Genomic DNA, 21,300 nt, shown 5'->3' with positions numbered 1-21,300 from the left:
TTCGCCCCCTGGCGAGGCGGATGCTGGCCTGGGTGCTGCTGATCAGTGCAATCAACGCGGTACTGGCGACGTCCGTGCAGCTGTATCTCGACTATCGACGTGACCTGGCGGACCTCGAAGAGCACCTGAACTTCGTCCGCGACAGCCATCTGCAAGGGCTCGCGGCGGCCGCCTGGAACTTCGACCGCCCCCTGGTGGAGGCGCAGCTCAAGGGGCTGGTGGGCTCGCCCTGGGTGGCTGCCGCAGAGCTGCGCTACGGGCGCACCGATGAGCAGCGCCTGGCCATTGGCGAAAGCCTCGACGGCAAGGAGGGCGTGAAGGCGTTCCCCCTGGAGTACGACCTGGGCCCACGCACAGTGGTAGTCGGCCAACTACGGGTGCTGCCCAACCTGGCCCTGGTCTACCAGCGGACCCTGGATCGCGGGCTGATCGTCGTCCTCACCCAGGGGGTGAAGGCGTTCGTGTTCTCCATCGCATTGCTGTGGCTGTTCCACTGGCTGGTGACGCGCCGGCTGACCCGCCTCAGCACCTTGTTGAGTGGCTTCAGCCCAGGGACGGCGGGCCTGCTGCCGCTGGTGACGGAGGAAGACCGGCGCGCGAACGACGAGCTCAGCGTGCTGGCCGGCACCCTGGAGGATGCGCAGACGCGGCTGGATGCGTACCAGCGCCAGGAAATCGCCCTGCGTGAGGCCTTGGAAGACGAGGTGGCGCGCCGCACCCTGCACCTGGACCAGGCGCTGCTGGAGCAGCAGGCGATCTTCGACAACTCCCTCACCGGTATCGCCTTCATCCGCCAGCGCGTGATCCTGCGTTGCAACGCCAGCTTCGAGCAGATGTTCGGCTACGGCCCCCGTGAGCTGACGGGCAAGTCGACGCGGGTGATCTTCACCAGCGACAAGGCCTTCGAGCAGGAGGCGTCCTTCTTCATGCCGGTGCTGCTGCGCGGCGGCACCTACGTCGGCGATTGCGAGCTGCTGCGCAAGGATGGGCGCACCCGCTGGTTCACCCTGCAGTTCAAGCTGCTGGATGTGGACGATCCCGAGCAGGGCGCGGTGCTGACGCTGCACGACATCACGGTGCGGCGTGACGCCGAGCAGGCCCTGGAGCGGCTGGCCCGGCTCGACGGCCTGACCGGCATCGCCAATCGGCGCACCCTCGACGAAGCGCTGCGGGTGGCCTGCCGCAAGGCCAGCAGGGACAGGAGCCCCTTGAGCGTCGCACTGCTGGATGTCGACTTCTTCAAGCCGTTCAACGACCACTACGGGCATGCGGCCGGCGACACGGCCTTGTGCTCGGTGGCGGATGTGCTGCAGAGCGCCATGCGCCGCCCCTATGACCTGGCGGCGCGTTATGGCGGCGAGGAGTTCGCGATCCTGCTGCCGGCCTGCGAAGACCCCGCGCCCCTGCTGGAGCAGTTGCGCCAGGCGGTGGTGGCCCTGGCCATTCCCCACGGCCACTCCCAGGCCAGCACGGTGGTTTCGGTGAGCATCGGTGCGGTCAGCGTCAGTGGCACCGACCGCTGCGAACCGGGGGACCTGCTCGCGACGGCCGACGCCATGCTCTACAGGGCGAAGGAGGAGGGGCGCAACCGGGTGGTCTGCCAGCTTATGCCGGCAGAGGCGGCGTAGAGAGGCGCAGCGATACGGGACCATTGCGCGCCAACGCACGGCCCGACATAGTGGCCCGCCGCGGCTCGTGGAAGAGCCGCTCGCAACCCCATGAATAGCCTCTAAAGGACTAGCCCATGAGCCCCCGCATCGACATCACGGCAACCCCCAGCGAGGAAGACCGCGCGGCCATCCTCAGGCCGCTCCGGGCCCATAACACGGCCAGCGCCGGGGATCCGCAGCGCGCCACCCTGGCCCTGCTGGTGCGTGACGAGCACAGCGATGAGGTCATCGGCGGGCTCTACGGCGAGATCTTCTATGGCTGGCTGTACATCGAGCTGCTGGCCATCCCCGAACAGGCCCAGGGGCAGGGTACGGGGTCGCGGCTGATGGTCATGGCCGAAGAGGCCGCCCGCGAGAAGGGCTGCGTCGGCATCTGGCTGGACACCTTCGATTTCCAGGCGCCGGACTTCTACCAGAAGCACGGCTATACCGCGTTCGGCGAGATCGCCGATTTCCCGCCGGGGCACACGCGCTTCTACTTCCAGAAGCGCCTCGTTTGATTCGCGCTAATGCCCGTGCTTGAGCGGTGCGGGGGTTCCCTGCTGGCCGTTGCCAGTGGTTAACTCCAGCCCCCGGTGCGCAGGCCTGCGCCCATGCACCGCCGACCCCATCAGCAGTAAGGACGACCGATGTCCCTGATTTCACAGCGCGTGGAAATGGCCCGCAACGGCACCAATGACAAGGTGATCTGCCGCATGCCATCCGGCTGGGCGGTGATGGGGGACGTGCAGTTCCTCACCGGCTATTGCCTGCTGCTGCCCGACCCGGTGGTGCCGAGCCTCAACGACCTGGATATCGAGGCCAGGGCCCAGTACCTGCTCGACATGGCCCGTATCGGCGATGCGGTGCTGCAGGCCACCGGCGCCGCGCGCATGAACTACGAGATTCTCGGCAACTCCGAGCCGGAGCTGCACTGCCACCTGTTCCCGCGCTACCCCACGGAGCCCGAAGAGAAGCGCCGCATGCCCGTGTGGTTCTACGACTGGAAGAACGCGCCGCCCTATGACGAGAACGTGCATGGCGAGCTGCGTAAAAAGATCGCACAATTGCTGCAGGCGTCTGTCTAGGGCGAACGGAGGAGGGGAAGGGGCCGACTGCGCCATTGGGGCCGCTGGTCATCTGTGGTTCATGCAGCCTGGATGCCCGTGTAGAATCCCGCGCCCCAAAATCAGGAGACAACACGTTGGTAATTCACTACTCCTCCTCTCCAGAGACCGCCGCCTGCGGCCGCGCCACCACGAGCCAGAACAGCAGCGCTGATGCCGCCCAGGTATCCTGCAAGCTTTGCCTCCGCTCCATCGAGAAACAGGCCGTAGAACCCGCACGCAAGACCCCGAGCCTCGCCGAGCTGCGGGCCGCCGCCAAGGCCGAGAAGGCTGCTGCGGCGCCGGTCGCTGCGCAAGCCTCCGTTGCTTCCGCTATTCCTGCCAAGCCTGCAAAACCCGCAACTGTCGTCGTTGCCGAAGTGGCGCAACCCGCTTCCGTCAAATCGGCCCGCGCCGAATGGCAGCAGCGCCTGGCGCAGATGCCTGGTCGCAATCGCCTGCCGCGTGGCAAGGCCCGTCAAGCCTTCATCTGACCGGACCTTCGCTGGTGAGCGCCCGCTGCTGAACGCAAGCAGGTGCCCAGCATCGGAAGCACGCGGGCAGGCGTCGCCTTGCCTGCGTGCCGACGGCCCCACTTTCGTTTTTATCCCTATCCGCGGCTTTCATCCTCGACCCCGCATAACACGAGCATTCTGCAGTCACCGAATCGAGCGCGCATGGGCCTCCATGCCGGCTACCCGGTTCGGTTGTGCCCAGTAAATCCTGCTGGCGAGTCTGTGGATCCGCGTCTAGATTGCTGGCTTCAATCCCTGCTTTGGAGCGGATTCATGGACGAGCAGCTCAGCACAATTATCCAATTCGCCGAAACCTACCTGGGGCGTCCGTTGACCGAGGCTGAACTGCAGCAGCTCATCGCCTTCGTGCGCTCCAACCCAGAGCTTCAGCCCGGCAGGCTGCTGGGTGCGGCCGCCGAGGGGAGCCAGCCCGAGGATGCGCTCACAGCGTTCCTGGGCACGCTTTAGCCGGTAGGTCGGGTGCAACCCGGTTTGCTGTGATGGGTTTCGCTGCGCTCGCGGAGCGCCGCCCGACCCATCCTACGGTGTCGATCCAACCCACGGTGCTGACCGATGTGTAGGGTGGATGGCGCTCTTTTCATCCACCAAACGATGCAGCCGACGGGCACATGGTTATGGCAACACTGCGGGCTGCTTGGCGACTGAAGTCGCCCCTACATGGGCTGTGGTGGGCGCGTGTGCAACCCGGCATTTGCTGTGATGGGTTTCGCTGCGCTCGCGGAGCCCCGCCCGACGCATCCTACGGGGCCGATCCAACCCACGGTGCTGACCAATGTGTAGGGTGGATGACGCTCTTTTCATCCACCAGGCGAGGCCATCGGCGGGCACGTAGTCCCATGGTTTTCGCGGGTTTCACCTGCCCTAGGGTTCAGTCCAGCACGTCATGCAGGACTTCGTAGATCACGCCCGTGGCGATGGTCACCAGCAGCAGGTCGGTGCCGGCTTGCTGCCACTCATAACCCTCGTAATGGGGCAAGCGGCCCAGCAGGCGGCCGTCGAGCTTCCTGGCGATGCCCGGTGGCAGCGGCTTGCCCCGCGCCAGGTTCTTCTGGATGCCGGGCGGCAGCGAGGGGCCGGGGCTCCAGTAGCCGCGGTTGTCGTTGAGGATGATCCGCACGCCGCCGATGTCGATCGAGGGGCTGCCCTGCCAGTTGTCCTGGCCATGCTGTCCCTGGTTGCCCTGGTTGCCCTGGTTGCCGTGCTGGCCGCCCTTGTCGTGTTTGCCTTTGCCGTTGCCCGGATCGGCCAGCAGCGCCGGCGCCGAGCCGACCAGGGCAAGGCCGAGAATCACGGATAACACTGCATTACGCTTGAACATCACATCACCTCCGAGGGCACCTGCTGAACGAACCGGCTCTTGCAAGTGTAGTGGGCGCGCGTTTGGTCAGCTATGGATCGCAGCGCGTAGGTCGGGTGCAACCCGGCGTTTGCAGTGATGGGTTTCGCTGCGCTCGCGGAGCGCCGCCCGACCCATCCTACGGTGTCGCCCCAACCCACGGTGCTGACCAATGTGTAGGGTGGATGACGCTCTTTTCATCCACCAAACGATGCAGCCGACGGGCACATGGTTATGGCAACCCTACGTGCTGCTTGGCGAATGAAGTCGCCCCTACAGGGGGCCTGTAGGTCGGGTGCAACCCGACGGTACGTCCACCAGCCAGCCAGCAGGCAGACCTCCTGTGTGGTGCCATTGGTCTCTACCACAGTGGCACTTGGCCGCCTCACTCGGGTGAATGGGTGAAGGCGGCGGCGCATACGGGTTACAGGGCGTTGGTGGGTGCCGAGGCCCGGGCTAGAGCGGGGGAGGAGTCTGCGGGCGGGGCTGTCAAGTAAAAGCTGGCCTAGACCAAAAACATGCATCAGAAGTGTGATTCCGTTGGCATGAGGAGTTGTTGCAAAGCGTGTTGAAACCAAAGCGTCTTTTTCCACCACTAGCGTCGCCTGGGTTCGAACATCTCGCTGCCGGGCGTCATGGAAGCGCTCAGCAGCCTTATGCCACTCATACGACCTGGTGAGTTCCTCGATGATTTCGAAAAGCAGAAGAAGCTTCATCCAGCTGGCGGCCGGCACGGTCGGCGCCACCGTTGCCAGCAGCCTGCTGCCGGCCAGCATCCAGGCGGCGCTGGCGATCCCCGCGCACCGCCGGCACGGCAACCTCAAGGACGTCGAGCATGTGGTGATCCTGATGCAGGAAAACCGCTCCTTCGACCATTACTTCGGCACCCTCAAGGGCGTGCGTGGCTTCGGCGATCGCATGGCCATTCCGCTGCCCGACGGCCAGCGCGTGTGGCACCAGAAGGGCAGCAAGGGCGAGATCCTGCCGTATCACTTCGACACCAGTACCACCAGCGCCCAGCGTGTGGACGGCACCCCGCACACCTGGCCCGACGCCCAGCAGGCCTGGAACGAAGGACGCATGGACAAGTGGCTGCCGGCCAAGACCGAGCGCTCCCTGGGCTACTACAAGGAACAGGACATCGCCTTCCAGTTCGCGATGGCCAACGCCTTCACCATCTGCGACGCCTATCACTGCTCCTTCCAGGGCGGCACCAACCCCAACCGCCTGTTCCTCTGGAGCGGCACCAACGACCCGCTCGGTCAGCACGGCGGCCCGGTGACCACCAACGACCACGACAGCAACGGCCCGGTGGAGCAGGGCTACACCTGGACCACCTACCCCGAGCGCCTGCAGGCTGCGGGCATCAGCTGGCGCGTGTACCAGGACATGGCGGACAACTTCTCCGACAACCCGCTGATCGGCTTCCGCCAGTACCGCGCGGCGGCACCGGATTCACCGCTGATCGTCAACGGCCTCAGCACCTGGAAGCTCGACGCCCTCAAGCGCGACGTGCTGGCCAACACCCTGCCGCAGGTGTCGTGGATCGTGGCGCCGGCCAAGTACTCCGAGCACCCCGGCCCGTCGAGCCCGATCTGGGGCGCCGAGTACACCGCCTGGGTGCTGGACGCGCTCACCGCCAACCCCGAGGTGTGGAGCAAGACCGCGCTGCTGGTGATGTTCGACGAGAACGACGGCTTCTTCGACCACATGGCGCCGCCGGCCGCACCCAGCCTCAACGCCGACGGCACGCTGAACGGCAAGACCACCGCCGACGCCACCCTCGAATGGCACACCAAGGGCGACACGCGCTACCGCAACCAGCCCTACGGCCTCGGCCCGCGCGTGCCCATGTACGTGATCTCGCCCTGGAGCAAGGGCGGCTGGGTCAACTCCCAGGTGTTCGACCACACCTCGGTGATCCGCCTGCTCGAACAGCGCTTCGGCGTGATGGAACCCAACATCAGCCCCTGGCGCCGCGCCGTGTGTGGCGACCTGACCTCGGCGTTCGACTTCAGCAAGCCCAACGACGGCGCCTTCCCGGGGCTGCCGGACACCGGCCAGGCCGACGCCATCGTCGCCAGCCAGATCAAGCTGCCGAAACCCAAGCCGCCGGCCGTGGCCGCCATGCCCGTGCAGGAAATGGGCATCCGCCGCGCCCGCGCGCTGCCCTATGAACTCGGCGTGCACGCCCGCTACCGCGCAGGCGAGGAAGCCCTCAGCCTCACCTTCGCCAACACCGGCAAGGCGGGTGCGGTGTTCCAGGTGTTCAACCTGCTGGACAGCGTCAGCGCGCCCAAGCGCTACACCGTCGGCGCGCACCGCCGCCTGCACGACAGCTTCCCGGGCAACGCCAGCGGCGACTACCACCTGGAAGTGCACGGCCCGAACGGCTTCCTGCGCGTGTTCCGCGGCAACCTGCGCCGCGACGCTGCAGACCGCAAGGCACCGCTGCCGGAAGTGCGTATCGACTACCAGCCGCTGCTCGGCAGGCTGCAGGTGCAACTGATCAACCGTGGCCGCCAACCGCTGAAGCTGACGATCAAGGACAACGTCTACTTCCGTGGCGAAAGCCAGACCGTCACCGTCCCGCCGGACCAGCGCAGGGAAGTGCGCTACTCGCTGCGCAGCAGCTGCAACTGGTACGACTTCAGCGTCCGCGCGCAAGGCGTGGAAGGCTTCCTGCGCCGCTTCAGCGGGCGCATGGAAGACGGCCGCACGGGCTTCAGCGACCCGGGCATGGGGCTGGGGTCGTTGGACTTCTGAGGGTGCGACCTGGCCCGCTTTGGCGGGCCAGGTCGGGGAGGGCGGGTGTTTGAAACCGGCTCGGACTTTGCTCCGAGGTCGAGCGCCATCCTGCAGACAGGCTCGAGTGGCGATAGCGAGATGTTGTTCGCAGCTCTGTAGCGTTCAGGGCAGTTTTGTCGTGCTATCTTTCCGCGCCTATATGTCCAGATATCGTCATACAAACTCCCACTGCTAGAGCAGTAGATGAAGTCGGTTACCGCTACATCAGTACAGGCAAGTTTTTGCTGGGTTGATTTCGCCGGTTGATATGACGTCAGTGGACCTTTCGCCTTGCAGTGAGACAGTCTCTATTGAGCATTTTCTTGGGCATCTACTGTTGAGTGAGGCCCAGGCCGTGCCTGATGTTCGGTTGGCTCCATTGCTGGTTTTGCTTGCTAATCCTCTTGGTAGGGTAGAGAAAAGATGCTGTTGAACTACAAGTGCACCTGCTGCTTGTTCACACGCGAGATGAAATACCTGCCGAGAGAGTATTTACTGTCGGAAATTCATAGGGTTCCGATGGCTCAGAGACATTTCTGGTGCACCTCCTGTAACGATATTTCGGTTGCTGAGGTGCTGGAAAGGGATGATGAGGAAGTGGAGTATCTAGAAGGGGTTTTGGCAGAGAGCCGCGCATTGGTTGAACTGGATCTAGACCCATCCAGCTTAAGCCTTAAGGAGGCTATTAGAGTCAAGAGTGCGCCAGAGACGATACGAGAGGTGGAGGAAAAGTTGGCGAACTGGGCAGAATGGAGAGCCCGTAGAAAGGCCCCTGGAAAGTGTTTGAGGTGTGGTTGTATCTCAATCTCGGTTCCTGATAGCTATATGAGTTCATTTGCTCATGGTGGCTGCTCAGGAGTTTTGGAGTGCTTGTGTACAGTCTGGTCCTCTAATAGTCCGGCCACATTCCCTCATGTATATAGTGTTGATGGCGATTTTCTAGAGCAGGGTAGGAAGCCTGTCTTTAGAGGTGGGTTGAAAGTTGTGTATGAGCCAATGGAATTGTTTGTTTGAGCCTCACCATGTTGTTTTCATCTGCGGAATTTAGGTGATTTTTGGGCGCTGTTCGTACTGCGGATTTTATTTTTGCAATGAGCAGCTAAGGCGGCATGCTTTTTAGCTAAAAGCAGGTTTACCACTACTTCAGTTGGCCCCTTGATGAAAAGACTACTGCTGCTCTTCCTCTTTCTTTCCACCCCGGTAGTCGCCGAGGACGAGCAGGTTCTGGGGCCGGACAAATGGCCCACTACCGTGCAAGCGACGGTAGCGGACATCCTGGCGTCCATGACTCCCGAGGATAAGGCGACTATTCGTCAAACCAAGAAAGACGACCTGATCATGTACCACCACGGCTGGGGCACCGGCATCCGCAACTACTACGGACTCTGGAGAGGCAACAGCACGCTCATCGAGTCCGCCTGCGGGGAAGGCTGCCACCCGGATGACGCCTCCATGGTGATCATCGAGGCGGTCTGGTCTGCCTTGCAGCAACAGAGCTGACGCGCTATCGGCGACGGGATAGCGTGCCCGGCACCATCAATCCCCTCGAACCCGCTTCAGCCAGTTCCAGAACGGATCGCTCGACTCATCGTCGTCCATGCTCGCGGTGCTCTGGACGATCTCCTTCGCGCGCGTCGGGATGCTCAGCCCCAGCGTGCGCTCGACATGCTCGCGGAACAGCTGCGGAGGCGGTGGGTAGTCGGCGTCTTCGTAGTCGATGTCCTTGATCTGCTGGGGCGTCACCCCGAACTGCTCCGGCCAGCACAGCTCGTCGTAACCGATGGCCAGCAGGCGCAGCAGGTCCTCCACGTTCTGCGTCAGCACGCAGAGCATCACCGACCCGGAGCCCGAGCCCAGGTGCACGATGCGCTGCTGCCCCTCGTCGTCCACCCACAGCCCTGCCCAGGAACCATCCCCGCCGGTTTTCAGGAAGATCCGCAGGCGTTCGTTCACCGCCGGGTCTTCGCTGTTGGTCCAGCTCGCGGTATCGGCCAGGTCCGGCACGTGGAAGGAGGTGGTGGAGATCTCGCTGAATTCGGGCTCGGGGTGCAGGGTCATGTAGCGGGCCCCGCTGCGGAGCGTGCGGACGCAGCCGTGCGCTTCCATCAGTTCGATGGCCTGGCGCAACAGGCTGGGCATCGGATTGGCGGCCGGAAAGGCGGCCGCAACCTCATCGGAGAATCTCATTTCGTCCCTGGTCTGCCCTGTGGTGGATGGCGGGGTGCATATCGGCGCAGATTACCCTGCACGCTCCTCGGCTGGCGTTACGGGGCTCACGTTGCTAATCGAGTCGGGATTCTGGTGGCGGTGGGGGGCGAGGCTTGATCACTACCGTTCAGGCAGTGTCCTGGGAAGGCAGGTAGGGCAGGAGACGCTCGGTCTCTTTGCGCACCACCGCGTAGCACTCGCAGCTCAACGCTTCGAGCCTGGCCCTGTCCAGCACCCTGATGTGGCCACGGCTGTATTCGATCACGCCCTGGCGTTGCAGATTTCCAGCAGCCTCGGTAACGCCTTCGCGACGCACCCCGAGCATATTGGCGATCAGTTCCTGGGTCATGTTCAGCGAGTTTCCGGACAGCCGGTCCAGCGACAGCAGCAGCCAGCGGCACAGCTGCTGGTCGATGGAGTGATGGCGGTTGCAGACGGCGGTCTGGGCCATCTGGGTGATCAGCGCCTGGGTGTAGCGCAGCATCAGTTGCAGCATCTCGCCATGGCGGTTGCATTCGTCCTTCAGACGTTGCCCCGGCAACCGGTAGGCGTAGCCGGCGCTCTGCACGATGGCGCGGCTGGGCGTGCTTTCGCCGCCCATGAACACTGCGATACCGATCATCCCTTCGTTGCCTGCCACCGAGATCTCTGCCGATGCGCCGTTCTCCATGACGTAGAGCAGGGAAACGATGGCGTCGATGGGGAAGAACACATGGCGCATGGCGTCGCCTGATTCGTAGAGCACCTTGCCAAGCGGGAACTCGACGAGCTCAAGGTGGGGCTGCAGACGCTTGCGCGCGTCGTCCGGCAATGCGGACAGCAGGTGGTTCTGCTGGGGCTTGGGTATGCGGGTCATAGTGGTCGCCTAGGGGAAGTGGAGGCCCCAGGTGGCCCACACTACTCCACTTACGCGTCTACGTACGGTGCCTTCCTGGTCTCCATGGGTGCGCTGGCGTACAGACGCCAGGGGATGGCTCGTGCAACCTACGGGGCTGCGGACAGATCCGCCGCTCCCAGGGGGGCCCATGAAACCTATTACCACCTACCTCGCCAACTCCTTTCCCGAACACAGTGTGACGATGAGCGCGCGACCGGGCGGTAGCCTGGTGGTGTGCCTCGAGCGGGCGGGCAATCGCTACCTGAGAGTAGTTGCCGCCGGTGCATTGACCGATGCTGACCAGCTTGACGCCCTGGTCAAGCAGATTCAGCTGGATCTCAAGTTGAGGAAAGGGGGGAGCTCTGGCTGGCTACGGATGGCCACCGGGCCGGCATTGAGTTGCCCACCTACAGCGGCATGCCGCTGCGCCTTGGCAAGAAACCGTTCATGGCAAGGCCTCAGTGAGGGGGCGACAGGCTAGCGCCTGTCAGGCTTGCCGGGAGTATCCAGGGGCAAGGACAGCTGCCTGTCGTACAGGGCGATTTCGGCGCGCAGTGCTTCAAGGAACTGGCGTTTGTCCTGTGTCGATTTGCGCCGTTCCGGCGGATCGACGGGGCTCGATTCGAGGGCGTCCCTGCGGTCTTCCTCTGGCGTGTGCATGAATCCCTCCGTCCGCCGTGGTGGCGGAGCGTTCATTTGAACGTGGGAAACGGTCCGGATGGGGCGAGGCAGGTCGGTACCGTGGGCGTGGGACTCTACTCGTAGCGTCGCTCCGGCCTGCAGGCCTTCAGGAGCTCCGCACCGGTCGTCTGACAGGCTTTCGGCTGCAGGGTGCGGATGGCGCGGCGGGCGAGTGATGCCTGCAACGCATCCATGGCGTTGCGTGCCGCTTCGTAACGGGCCTGCAGTTCACTCGCAGCGCTGCTGCGTTCTTCCGGGGAAAGCTCGCAGCGTTTTCTGATGATGGCGTCGATGGCGATCAGGAACTGCTGCAGTTCTTGGGTCCGTCGTGCACGTATCGCCCGTTCCTGAGCGGTTTCGGGTATGTGGCCCGGTGGGGGCGTGGCACTTGCAATCGAAACGGTCATGGTGCTTCCCGGGTCTGGGTTGAGGGTAGTCCGTACAATTGCAGACTTCGCCCATGGGTGTCGGTGCGTTGGAGCACTTATATCGGCCCTAAGCGCCCTAAGCGCCCTAAGCGCCCTAACGCACCGAGGCCGACGGGAGCATCTGCGATGCTCGCCAGGAGCGAGCGCACCTGCGAAGCCTTGTGAGGTAGAGATGAAAAGACATTCCGATCCCAATCTGGTCCGTCGGCCCGGCAAGCCTGTGGCAAGGCGCTTCCCGCTTCAGGTCACCGCAGGACAGTTGCTGCTCAGGCGTTGTCTGGAAACCGACGAGAGGGATATCCATGGGCCTGCGGGCGAGCCGTTACACCAGGGGCCGCAGCCATGAGCGGCCGTGGGCTACAGGGCATCCGGCTTCCTTTCTACTTCGTCATCGACCGGGAAAGCGGCAATGTGATCCGGTTGATACGGCGCGAGAGCGTCCCGGACGACACCCCGACCATCATCCACCTGTTGGCCCCCTGCTCGGGGCGGCGGCGCCATGCGTCGTTGTACGCCTCCGGCAGGGACCTGATCCACGCGTCCCATGTGCTGGATGATTTCGACAGCGCCTGCCTGCGACGCCGGGTTGCCCGTTAAGCGCGCCAACGCACCGAAGTCGCATGCGAGCCTGGCTAAGCTCAAGGCCCCGGAACAAGATCCTGCAGAGCCGGGTTGCCTTCGAGGGCCCCATGAAGATTCCATGCCACAACGATCCCCTGCTCGATATCCTCTTTTCCCATCCTGAGATCGCGGCAGAGCGGGCTCCGCAACGGCCTATCTATTCACGCGCCGAGCGCTATTCCTTCCCGGACCCATCCGATCCCCCCGCAGTCGCCCGGAAGCACCCTCCCGAGCCCTGCATCGCGCCCTTCGTGGGGCCGCCGGCCCCCTGAGCTCCGCCCCGGTCAGGCCTGCTCAAGGCTTGCCGAGGTTGCTCGGTACAGCGCCACGACCTGGTGCTCGCCGCCGTCGTCCCGTAGCACCAGGGTCGCATCGGCCTGCACCTGCCCATCCAGGCTCAGTGAACCGCTGTCGCTGCCGGCCGGGCGGACCTCGATCCGATAACGCGTTGCTCCGAATCGGTAGTACAGGGTATAGCCCGGCCAATGCGCGGGCAGCAGCGGCTGGATGCGCAGTGTGGTGCCGTTGCGCTGCAGGCCCAGCAGGGACTCGACGATCAAGCGGTACATCCACCCGGCCGAACCCGTGTACCAGCTCCAGCCACCACGGCCTGCATGGGGCGCAGCGCCGTAGACGTCCGCCGCCATTACGTAGGGCTCCACCTTGTAGGTTTCGATCCGCGCGGTGCCGTGCTGGCCGGCCGGGTTGATCATGTGCAGCAGCTCCCAGGCCCGTTTGCTGTCGCCGAGCCGGGCGAAGGCCATGCTTGCCCAGACGGCGGCATGCGAGTACTGGCCGCCGTTTTCCCTGACGCCTGGCACATAGCCCTTGATGTAGCCGGGGTCCAGCGAGCTGTGATCGAACGGTGGGTCCAGCAGTAGCACGATGCCGATATCTCGGCGAACCAGATGCTCGTCCAGTGCGGCCATGGCGCGGCGGGCGCGGTCGTCCGGCGCGACGCCGGAAAGCACCGCCCAGCTCTGGGCGATGGAGTCGATCCGGCACTCCTCGTTGCGGAACGATCCCAGCGCTTGTCCGTTGTCGAAATAGGCACGTCGATACCAGCCTCCATCCCAGCCATGTTCTTCCAGGCTGGCACTCAGCAGTTGCGCCTGTTCGGTACAGCGTCGGGCGAACGAGGTGTCATCTTGCAGGTGGGCCATCTCGGCAAATCGCAGCAGGACTTCATGGCCGAAGAAGCCCAGCCAAACGCTTTCCCCCTGTCCCTGCTCGCCCACCCGGTTCATGCCGTCGTTCCAGTCACCGCAACCCATCAGGGGCAGTCCGCGTTCACCGCGCGGCAGGCTGTTCTCTATGGCTCGCACGCAGTGCTGGTACAGGCTTTCCTCCAGAGGCGAGTGGCCCGGCAGATCGTAGTAGGACTCTTCGCCCGCGTTCAGCCGACGACCTTCGATATAGCCGACCTTTTCGTGCAGCACAGTGACGTCCCCGGTGACCTGGACATAGCGGCTTGTGGCCAGCGGCAGCCAGAGGAAGTCGTCCGAGCAGCCCGTGCGCACGCCCCTGTTCTGCGGGGGATGCCACCAGTGCTGCACGTCGCCTTCGGGAAACTGGTGCGCGGCGCAGAGCAGCAGGTGACGGCGCGCGGAGCCCGGGTCGGCATGGACCATCGCCATGCAGTCCTGCAGCTGGTCGCGGAAGCCGATGGCACCGCCAGACTGGTAGTAGCCGCTGCGTGCCATGAAGCGGCTGGCGATGACCTGGTACATCAGCCAGCCGTTGGCCATGAAGTCGATGGATGGATCGGGCGTCTCGATACGGACGGCGCCCAGGGTGTCCCGCCAGTACCTGCGCACCTTGTCCAGTTCACTGATGGCGGCCAGGGTGCCCCGATGCTTGAGCAGCAGAAGGTTGGCCGCCTTGGCATCGTTCTCGAAGCCCAGCCGAAAGACGATCTCGCGGCTTTCACCCTCGTCCAGTACCAAGGGCACCTGGAATGCGCCACAAGGGTCCATGCCTGCGCCGGTGCGGCCGGACAGGCGTCCACGTTCCAACGCGGCCGGCGATGCCAGGTTGCCGTTGCGTCCGATGAACTCGGTGCGGTCGCCGGTGAATCCCGGGTTCTCGGCATCGGTGTCGAGGAAGGCCACTCGGCTGGAGAAGTCGATGGAGTAGGCGTTGCGCGCTAGCAGCGCACCGCTGAAGGGGTCAGCTTCGGTGACCAGGTGCATGGCCGATCTGCTGCGCAGGTCGCCGAGCACCCATTCCACGTAGCTGGTCACCGTAAGCCGGCGGGGCCGGCCGGAGCTGTTGCGTACCTTGAGCCGGGAGAACTTGATCGGTGCCTCCAGGGCGACGTAGACCCACAGCTCGGTGTTGATGCCGTTCTCCTCGTGCTCGAAGACGCTGTAGCCGAAGCCGTGGCGAATTCGATATGCGCCGCGGCCCGGGCAGGGCAGGGGGGTTGGCGACCAGTAGTGACCGCTGTCTTCGTCGCGCAGGTAGAGGGCTTCGCCGCTGGGGTCGCTGACCGGGTCGTTGTGCCAGGGCGTGAGCCGGTATTCGTGGGCGTTCTCACCCCAGGTGTATGCGCTGCCGCTTTCGGAGACGACGCTACCGAGCTTCGGGTTCGCCAGTACGTTGACCCAGGGCGCCGGGGTGGGGCGGTCGCGTTGCACGTCGATGATGTACTCGCAGCCGTCGGCACTGAAGCCGCCGTAAGCGTTGGTCAGCACCCGTTGCGGTGGGCGCGGCAGGTCTTGCGGCAGTGCACGTGGTTGCGGGGCTGCGGCGGATGGCTCGAAGCGGCCCAGCGATGGTTCGGCCCGGCGCCTTTGGACCTGCTCGGCGAGGCTGCCCTTGCTGTCGTTGATCACCAGGCGTGCCACGGCGAGGATCAGGGTTCGGTCCTCGCCTGAGAGCTGTTGTGCAGGGCGCACGAAGATACCGCCGGGGCGGTCCACCAGGTTGGCCTCGCTGCCGGAGGTGACCAGCCCCATGATCAGGTCCTGAAGGTGCTGGCGGTAGCCGGCCTGGTCCTCGTTCCAGATCACGAGATCCACCGCCAGGCCTTTCTGCCGCCAGTAGGTGTGGGCCTGCACCATCTGCCTGGCCAGTTCGATGCTGGCAGGAGCGGCGATCTGCAGCAGAACGATAGGTAGGTCGCCGGATATGCCTTGACCCCATAGCCCTGACTGGTTGCGCCGGTTGGCAACCAGCGTCGCCTGGTCGGTGCGCAGTGCGGCATTCGCATAGAGGATGCCAGCCGCCATCTGCTCGAACAGGCGGGCATCCGCCATTGTCGCGTTGAGCTGGCGCAGCAGCACCTGGCTGTGGGTCCAGGCGAGGTCGAAGACGCGATCGGCCAGATGGCGGTCGCGGTATTTCTCGATCAGGTGCAGGCAGTCTTCGCGACTGTCCGCGATGCCGGTCACCAGGTCGATGGTGGCTGTCTGGTTGGGGTCCAGGGTGATGCGGCAGCGGATGGCCACGATGGGGTCCAGTACCGGGCCGGCGGTGCCGGAGAGCTGTTCCGTGCCTTCGGCCAGAGCCGCCGGAGCTACCACCGTGCGTCCCCTGCCGATGAAACGGGCGCGGTCCGTCTCGTAGGAAATGCTGTCGATGTCCACGCCGTGCGCTGCCAGGAGGTGGCACATCCAGGGCACCGCCTCGTCGCTGGCGCGGGGGCGGCGGGTGCAGACGATGGCCTGTAGCGGACGCAGCAGCTCGGTCTGCACGAAGAGGTTGCTGAAGGCCGGGTGCATCGCGTCACTGAGTGCAGGTGCCAGCACCACCTCGCTATAGCTGGTCAGCTCCAGGCTCCGTCTCGTGCGGCTGCGGTTGGTGAGGTGCAGGCGCCTGAGCTCGATGTCGTCCTCCGGGGATACGACGATCTCCATGTGGCTGTCGAAGTCGCATTCGCGAACACGGAATTCAGCTCGTGCGTCGGTGAAGATGGCTTCATGGAATTCCGGGTGGCGCAGGGTCGGCTGGTGCGCAGCCGACCAGTAGGCGCCGCTGGCGACATCCCGCAGGTAGCAGAACATGCCGTAGCCATCCCGGGTGAAGTCTTCCTGCCAGCGGGTGATCGCCAGGTCGCGCCGTTTGCTGTAACCGCCACCGGCGTTGCTCAGCATCACGTGGTAGCGACCGTTGGAGAGCAGCTGCACGGCGGGGCGTTTGCGGCCTGGATCAGCGTAGACGCGCAGCTTGGTTTCGTTTTGGCGCGTGGCTTCGTCAGCCGGCGCGTTGGTGGCGTGGATGTACTGGACCGCGCTCTTGGGGACACGTTCCTGCAGCAGGAGCAGGGTGGCCTGGAACTGCGGCACGGACTCGAAGCGGCGCTGCATCGGGCGGTCGAGTAGCAGGCAGGTGAGTGCCAGCAGGCTCATGCCCTGATGGTGGGCCATGAAGGAGCGGACGATGGCCGAGGACTGCCCACGGGGCAGGCGCGCCTCTGTGAAGTCCACCGCCTCATAGAGTCCGAAGCGGCCCGCGAGGCCCAGCGACGTCAGGCGCTGGAGGTTACGGCAGGCGGCCTCGGGAGCCACCATCAGGGCCAGGACACTGGCGTAGGGGGCTACCACCCTGTCTTCGCCGAGGCCGCGCTTGAGGCCCAGCCCCGGTACCCCGAAGGCGCGGTACTGGTAGTTGAACTGTGCGTCGAGGGTGTTGTAGCCCGATTCGGAAACCCCCCAGGGAATGCCGTTCTGATTGCCATGTTCGATCTGCCTGGCCACCGCCGCGCGGCAGCTCTGGTCGAGCAGCGTGCCTTCGTAGCCGGGCATCACCAGCAGGGGCATCAGGTACTCGAACATCGAGCCGGACCAGGACAGAAGCACCGGTACCCCACCATTGCTGGTGAGCAGCCGGCCAAGGGTGAACCAACCCTCCTGCGGCAACTGGCCCTGGGCGATGACGACGAAGTTGGTCAGGCGCATCTCGGAAGCGAGCAGGTCATAGAAGGCGGTGTCGAGCCGACGTTCATCGACGTTGTAGCCGATCACGAAAAGGTCTCGGCGTGTGTCGTAGAGGAAGGTGAAATCCATGTCCGCCAGTGCGACCGCCATTTCCGCAAGCCGCTCCAGGGCCTGCACACGCCCGGCGGCGAGCGTGCGCACCGCCTGCACCCTGTCCTGGTGTTCGGGGCTCCAGAGGCGGGCGTCCAGTTGGGCCATCCGGCGCCAGGTGCTGTGTTCCGCATCGCTCGCCTGGAGGGGCTCCGGCAGCTGGAAACGCTGCAGCTCCTGCTGCTGGTCCATGCACTGCCCATGCAACTGGTCGATCCAGAATGCTGCGTCCGTCGTGTCCCCTGGTGACAGGAGGCGGGTGGTATCTGCCGTTCTCTGCAGCAGCCCGATCATCCGGGGAATGTCCGCGAGTCCGCTCTGCAGGCTCATCGCCTCGGCCTCGCCGCGCAGATCGATCAGCGCACGGGTATCAAGGTCGGTTGCGAGGAGCGCGTCGAGAACGGTGTCGATGCCGTCCATCAGGCCACCGGCCACGCGCCGATCCAGCAGTCGTTCATCAGCCAGTGCCATGAGACCGGGACGCAGGGTCAGCAGCAGTCCGGCAAGGTTGCCGCTGTCGACGGTGGAAACGTAGCGCGGCGGCAAGGGCTGGAGGGTGCGGGTGTCGTACCAGTTGTAGAAGTGGCCGCGATGGCGCTCCAGCCCGGCCATGCTGGCCAGCATCCGCTCCAGGCGATCCAGGAGGCAGCCACCGCTCAGGTAGCCGAAGTCATGGGCGGCCAGATGGGATAGCAGCGCCATGCCCATGTTGGTGGGTGAGGTCCGATGAGCGATGGCGGCACGTGGCTGCTCCTGGATATTGTCCGGTGGCAACCAGTTGTCCTCCGGGCCGACATATTGCTCGAAGAAGGCCCAGGTCTTGCGCGCCAGCACATGCAGGAAACGCAGGTCGTCGGTGGAGCAGGAGAAATGTGCGATCGCCGCGGGGCGACTGAGCCACCAGGCCAGGGCCGGGCTGACCAGCCAGATGGTCAGGAAGGGGCTGGCCAGTACCAGCACGTCGGGGTTGGGCAGCAGCAGAGCCAGCAACGACAGCGCCAGCAGTGGGGCGATCCACAGGCTGCGATAAAGGCCGAGGAACGCGTTGCCGGTGGCTCGCTCCACCTCCCGGGAGGCATTCCACTCCAGCAGGTGCCTCCTGCTGACCACCATGCGCCACAGGGTTCGGATGATCGCATCGAGGCTATAGAGCGCTTCGTGAGGCAGCCATGCTAGGTTCAGCAGTGCACGGGTGAAGTGCATGCCGGAGGTTCGAAAGGCCGCCGACAGGTGTTCGCGAAGCGGAATCTCGGGGGCTTTGCGCAGTAGCTCCAGCAATGTGTTCAGCAGCGGTTGGGCGAGCACCAGCAGTACCAGTGCAGAGGTCCAGATGTAGGGCTGGGAGGACACCAGCCAGCCCCAGGCGAGCATGCCCAGGAGCGCCACCTGCTCCAGGCTGCGCCGCAGGTTGTCGAGGATCTTCCAGCGTGCGAGGACGCTCAGGCGGTTGCGTTCGGTGCCGCCTTCGGGGCAGGGCGTCCAGGGCAGCGCCCAGGGCAGCAGTTGCCAGTCACCGCGAATCCAGCGGTGACGGCGCTTGACGTCGGCGCTGTAGCGGGCGGGGTGCTCTTCGTAGAGTTGCACGTCACTGAGCAGGCCTGAGCGCGCGTAGCATCCTTCGATCAGGTCGTGGCTGAGGATGCAGTTTTCCGGGAAGCAACCTTCAAGGGCTTGCTCGAACGCATCGATGCAATAGATGCCTTTGCCAATGAAGGAGCCGTGCTGGAACAGGTCCTGGTAGACATCCGACACGACACGCGTGTAAGGGTCCACACCGGCATCGCTGCCGAAAAGGCGGGCATAGGCCGACCTTGCCGTGCTCGGCAGGCTGATGCCGATGCGTGGCTGGAGAATGGCGTAGCCGCTGCTGATATGTCCCAGGCGCGGGTCGAAGGTCGCACGGTTGAGCGGGTGCTCCATGGCGCCGACGAGCTGGCGGGCAACATCGCGTGGCAGCTGGGTGTCGGTATCCAGGGTGATTACGTAGCGGACCGCAGGCAGCGCGTCGATGTCACCGACTATCAGCGCGAAGCGCTCCCGACCTCGTCCTCGGAGCAGCGCATTGAGTTCCGCGAGCTTACCGCGCTTTCGCTCATACCCCATCCAGGTCCGATCGGACGGGTTCCATTGCCGTGGCCGGTGGAGCAGGAAGAAACGATCTCCCTCGCTGTTCGGGTACTTCGCGTTGAGCGCTTCGATCTGCAGCCGCGCCATGCCCAGCAGGCTAGCGTCCGCGTCGATCACCTCGGTGGGGGCGTCCAGGAAATCAGTGAGCAGCGCGAAGTACAGGTTGCCGTCCCGGTTCGCGAGATAGCGGACTTCCAGGCCTTCGGCCAGTTCCTCGACGTCTCCGGCATGGGCGATCAAGGTGGGTATCACGACCAGGGTGCAGGCATCCCTCGGGATGCCCTTGCTGTAGTCCAGGCGTGGCAAGGGGTTGGGTACGACGGTCAGGGTCACCAGCCAGTTCACCAGGCCGATGGCCAGTCGGCTGGTCATCAGCAGCGCGCCGATGGCGAGCGGTACCAGCAGGTAGGTCGGGACGCCATCGCGCCGCGAGGCGTCGATGAATGGCCAGGCAAACGCCAGCGTGAGGAGCAGGGCGGGCGTCAGGAAGAACGCCAGGGGTGCGCTTCGCAGCAGGCGCTGCCAGCGCTGGGCCATTGGGATGCGCGCCGCGATGCTCCGTTCCAGTTCGGCGAGGCCATGGTCGATCAGGTAGTAACCCACGTGCCCGGTCGGGGCCGTTTCCGGGTTGGCGACGCTGAGCAGGACAGCGGCTTCGGCGACGTCCTCTTCGCTGCGGGCACAGGTCCTGGCCAGGCGTTCGACCTCGTGTCGATAGCGGTCGCGGCTGGCGAAGTCCATGAGCGGGTAGATGCCCGCCGGATCTGTGCGTAGCACCTGTTCGACCTGGCTCAGGTTTTCGACGAATTCACGCCAGTCGGTAGCCGAGAGCAGGCGCAGGCTGCCGATGCTGTTGCCGATCGAGACCTGCTCGGCAGCCTGCTGCTGGGCGTCCAGGCGCACCAGGCGCTCGATGCTGAGGCCTCCTTCGGCAAGTGCCTGCTCGATCCACGTCATGGGCAGGACCAGTGCGGCGCTCTGCCCCTGCAGGCGTCTTGTCAGCTCGGCGACGAAGGACGCGGTGAGCGGAGGGGCGGAGCGCGCCATGTCCGCCACTGTCAGCACCACGCTCTTGGCGTCCCGTTCGGCGGTTTCGATAAGGCGGTCGGCCCAGTCGTTGGCCAGGATGTGCTCGTCCCAGTTGACCATCACCCGCGAGGCGACGCGCCGCAGGTTCTCGATCAGCGCCAGGCGCAGCATTATGGGGATCGCCCATAGCTCGCCCAGGGTCAGGGGCGTGACGCTCTGATAGGCCGCGACGAAGCGGCTCAGGCTCTCGCCGTCGACCCGGCCATCCCCATGGGAAATGGTTTCCAGCGCGATGTCGTAGACCCTGGGCAGGCCCGCCGACGGGCCGCTTGCCAGGCGTGGCAGCTCACGACTGTAGCCTCTTGGCAGATGGCTCTTGGCGGTGCGGATGTGCTCTTCGACCAGGTAGAAGTTGTCCAGCAGCCATTCCGCTGCCGGTGTGACGTTCTGGTTCGGCCCGGGAGCGCTGTTGAGGGCCAGGCAACTGCTCGTCAGGGTGATCTCGTTCTGCGCCAGGCGTGCCAGCAACGTATCGCGGACCGGATGCCGGCCTACATGGTGGTGCTGGGCCAGCCAGGCGCCGTATGCGGCCATCTGCTCGCTGCTGAACAGTTCCGCGCGGAGGATGGGCTCATACTCGAATTTGCGTCGTGAGGTACGCCACTGTGCGTAGCGAAAATGCAGGCGCGCCAGCCAGGCGCGGGTACGAATGCTGTCCATATGGGTCCCTTGCACGACGCGCCTGCCTATCGAGCGCAGCAGGCGTGGTGGCGGTGAGCCGGGGTAGATGGCTCGATGAAGCGGCGTGTTGCCCGAGGGCAATTTTGAAGGTTGACGAGCCTATCGGGCGGCGTCCGTGTCGTCTGTTCGTTAGCGAACATAGCC

15 protein-coding genes are annotated in these 21,300 nt (G+C 64.7%); 9 read left to right on the top strand and 6 right to left on the bottom strand.

Translation table 11 applies throughout. The features are described 5' to 3' along the window. Nucleotides 1–20 precede the first annotated feature (20 nt). The 5 genes from PSm6_RS27590 to PSm6_RS27570 all read left to right on the top strand — a co-directional run bounded on the left by PSm6_RS27590 (nt 21) and on the right by PSm6_RS27570 (nt 3,738). Nucleotides 21–1,628 carry a sensor domain-containing diguanylate cyclase gene (locus tag PSm6_RS27590; protein WP_052351391.1) on the top strand — a complete coding sequence of 536 codons (1,608 nt, stop codon included), beginning with the start codon at nt 21–23 and terminating at the stop codon, nt 1,626–1,628. Between the two features lie 116 nt (nt 1,629–1,744). Beyond that, complete coding sequence (locus tag PSm6_RS27585) at nt 1,745–2,170, top strand: GNAT family N-acetyltransferase (RefSeq protein WP_043245332.1); 426 nt, start codon at nt 1,745–1,747, stop codon at nt 2,168–2,170. Between the two features lie 129 nt (nt 2,171–2,299). After that, nucleotides 2,300–2,737: an HIT family protein gene (locus PSm6_RS27580; RefSeq protein WP_043245334.1), complete on the top strand. Its 438-nt coding sequence runs from the start codon at nt 2,300–2,302 to the stop codon at nt 2,735–2,737. 116 nt (nt 2,738–2,853) lie between these two features. After that, the gene (locus PSm6_RS27575) at nt 2,854–3,249 is read left to right on the top strand and encodes a hypothetical protein (RefSeq protein WP_043245336.1); all 396 of its coding nucleotides are present in this window, start codon (nt 2,854–2,856) and stop codon (nt 3,247–3,249) included. Nucleotides 3,250–3,543: 294 nt separating this feature from the next. Further along, a complete protein-coding gene (locus PSm6_RS27570) occupies nt 3,544–3,738 on the top strand; it encodes a DnaD domain-containing protein (RefSeq protein ID WP_043245338.1) in 195 nt (64 codons plus the stop codon). Nucleotides 3,739–4,159: 421 nt separating this feature from the next. Here PSm6_RS27570 and PSm6_RS27565 read toward each other — a convergent pair whose 3' ends face one another. Beyond that, nucleotides 4,160–4,609 (bottom strand): anti-virulence regulator CigR family protein, encoded by a 450-nt coding sequence (locus PSm6_RS27565; protein ID WP_265168857.1) that lies wholly within the window; start codon nt 4,607–4,609, stop codon nt 4,160–4,162. 705 nt (nt 4,610–5,314) lie between these two features. Here PSm6_RS27565 and PSm6_RS27560 point away from each other — a divergent pair. Then, nucleotides 5,315–7,393 (top strand): phosphocholine-specific phospholipase C, encoded by a 2,079-nt coding sequence (locus tag PSm6_RS27560; RefSeq protein ID WP_265168855.1) that lies wholly within the window; start codon nt 5,315–5,317, stop codon nt 7,391–7,393. A gap of 1,179 nt (nt 7,394–8,572) precedes the next feature. Further along, nucleotides 8,573–8,914: a DUF6794 domain-containing protein gene (locus PSm6_RS27555; RefSeq protein WP_021220181.1), complete on the top strand. Its 342-nt coding sequence runs from the start codon at nt 8,573–8,575 to the stop codon at nt 8,912–8,914. A 36-nt stretch (nt 8,915–8,950) separates the two neighbouring features. On the opposite strand, the gene PSm6_RS27550 is transcribed toward PSm6_RS27555, so the two are convergent. Further along, complete coding sequence (locus tag PSm6_RS27550; protein WP_265168853.1) at nt 8,951–9,553, bottom strand: hypothetical protein; 603 nt, start codon at nt 9,551–9,553, stop codon at nt 8,951–8,953. 196 nt (nt 9,554–9,749) lie between these two features. Next, nucleotides 9,750–10,478, bottom strand: coding sequence for a Crp/Fnr family transcriptional regulator (locus PSm6_RS27545; RefSeq protein WP_021220183.1), 729 nt, complete (start codon nt 10,476–10,478; stop codon nt 9,750–9,752). A gap of 169 nt (nt 10,479–10,647) precedes the next feature. Here PSm6_RS27545 and PSm6_RS30690 point away from each other — a divergent pair, with 169 nt between their 5' ends. Further along, a complete protein-coding gene (locus PSm6_RS30690) occupies nt 10,648–10,980 on the top strand; it encodes a DUF3509 domain-containing protein (RefSeq protein WP_371876985.1) in 333 nt (110 codons plus the stop codon). Here the strand turns inward: PSm6_RS30690 and PSm6_RS27540 are convergent. After that, nucleotides 10,977–11,159, bottom strand: a complete 183-nt coding sequence (locus tag PSm6_RS27540; RefSeq protein WP_265168851.1) for a hypothetical protein — start codon at nt 11,157–11,159, stop codon at nt 10,977–10,979. The two genes, PSm6_RS30690 and PSm6_RS27540, sit on opposite strands and share 4 nt — an antisense overlap. A 95-nt stretch (nt 11,160–11,254) precedes the next feature. Then, nucleotides 11,255–11,587: a hypothetical protein gene (locus tag PSm6_RS27535; RefSeq protein ID WP_021220186.1), complete on the bottom strand. Its 333-nt coding sequence runs from the start codon at nt 11,585–11,587 to the stop codon at nt 11,255–11,257. Between the two features lie 363 nt (nt 11,588–11,950). On the opposite strand from PSm6_RS27535, the gene PSm6_RS27530 reads away from it, so the two are divergent. Continuing rightward, nucleotides 11,951–12,205 (top strand): hypothetical protein, encoded by a 255-nt coding sequence (locus PSm6_RS27530; protein WP_021220187.1) that lies wholly within the window; start codon nt 11,951–11,953, stop codon nt 12,203–12,205. 308 nt (nt 12,206–12,513) lie between these two features. On the opposite strand, the gene PSm6_RS27525 is transcribed toward PSm6_RS27530, so the two are convergent. Next, on the bottom strand, nt 12,514–21,135 hold the full coding sequence (locus PSm6_RS27525) for a glycoside hydrolase family 94 protein (protein WP_265168850.1): 8,622 nt from the start codon (nt 21,133–21,135) through the stop codon (nt 12,514–12,516). Between the last annotated feature and the right edge of the window lie 165 nt (nt 21,136–21,300).

The organism is Pseudomonas solani (genome assembly GCF_026072635.1).
Classification (GTDB): domain Bacteria; phylum Pseudomonadota; class Gammaproteobacteria; order Pseudomonadales; family Pseudomonadaceae; genus Metapseudomonas; species Metapseudomonas solani.
The sequence above is the reverse complement of the archived record's forward strand: the minus strand, read 5'-3'. Positions and strand labels throughout refer to the sequence as shown.

Coding starts and splice junctions, on each gene's coding strand:
- PSm6_RS30690 (WP_371876985.1), top strand. CDS start 10,648: ATGAAACCTATTACCACCTACCTCGCCAACTCCTTTCCCGAACACAGT.
- PSm6_RS27570 (WP_043245338.1), top strand. CDS start 3,544: ATGGACGAGCAGCTCAGCACAATTATCCAATTCGCCGAAACCTACCTG.
- PSm6_RS27525 (WP_265168850.1), bottom strand. CDS start 21,135: ATGGACAGCATTCGTACCCGCGCCTGGCTGGCGCGCCTGCATTTTCGC.
- PSm6_RS27550 (WP_265168853.1), bottom strand. CDS start 9,553: ATGCCCAGCCTGTTGCGCCAGGCCATCGAACTGATGGAAGCGCACGGC.
- PSm6_RS27585 (WP_043245332.1), top strand. CDS start 1,745: ATGAGCCCCCGCATCGACATCACGGCAACCCCCAGCGAGGAAGACCGC.
- PSm6_RS27580 (WP_043245334.1), top strand. CDS start 2,300: ATGTCCCTGATTTCACAGCGCGTGGAAATGGCCCGCAACGGCACCAAT.
- PSm6_RS27545 (WP_021220183.1), bottom strand. CDS start 10,478: ATGACCCGCATACCCAAGCCCCAGCAGAACCACCTGCTGTCCGCATTG.
- PSm6_RS27590 (WP_052351391.1), top strand. CDS start 21: ATGCTGGCCTGGGTGCTGCTGATCAGTGCAATCAACGCGGTACTGGCG.
- PSm6_RS27555 (WP_021220181.1), top strand. CDS start 8,573: ATGAAAAGACTACTGCTGCTCTTCCTCTTTCTTTCCACCCCGGTAGTC.
- PSm6_RS27565 (WP_265168857.1), bottom strand. CDS start 4,609: ATGTTCAAGCGTAATGCAGTGTTATCCGTGATTCTCGGCCTTGCCCTG.
- PSm6_RS27560 (WP_265168855.1), top strand. CDS start 5,315: ATGATTTCGAAAAGCAGAAGAAGCTTCATCCAGCTGGCGGCCGGCACG.
- PSm6_RS27535 (WP_021220186.1), bottom strand. CDS start 11,587: ATGACCGTTTCGATTGCAAGTGCCACGCCCCCACCGGGCCACATACCC.
- PSm6_RS27530 (WP_021220187.1), top strand. CDS start 11,951: ATGAGCGGCCGTGGGCTACAGGGCATCCGGCTTCCTTTCTACTTCGTC.
- PSm6_RS27540 (WP_265168851.1), bottom strand. CDS start 11,159: ATGCACACGCCAGAGGAAGACCGCAGGGACGCCCTCGAATCGAGCCCC.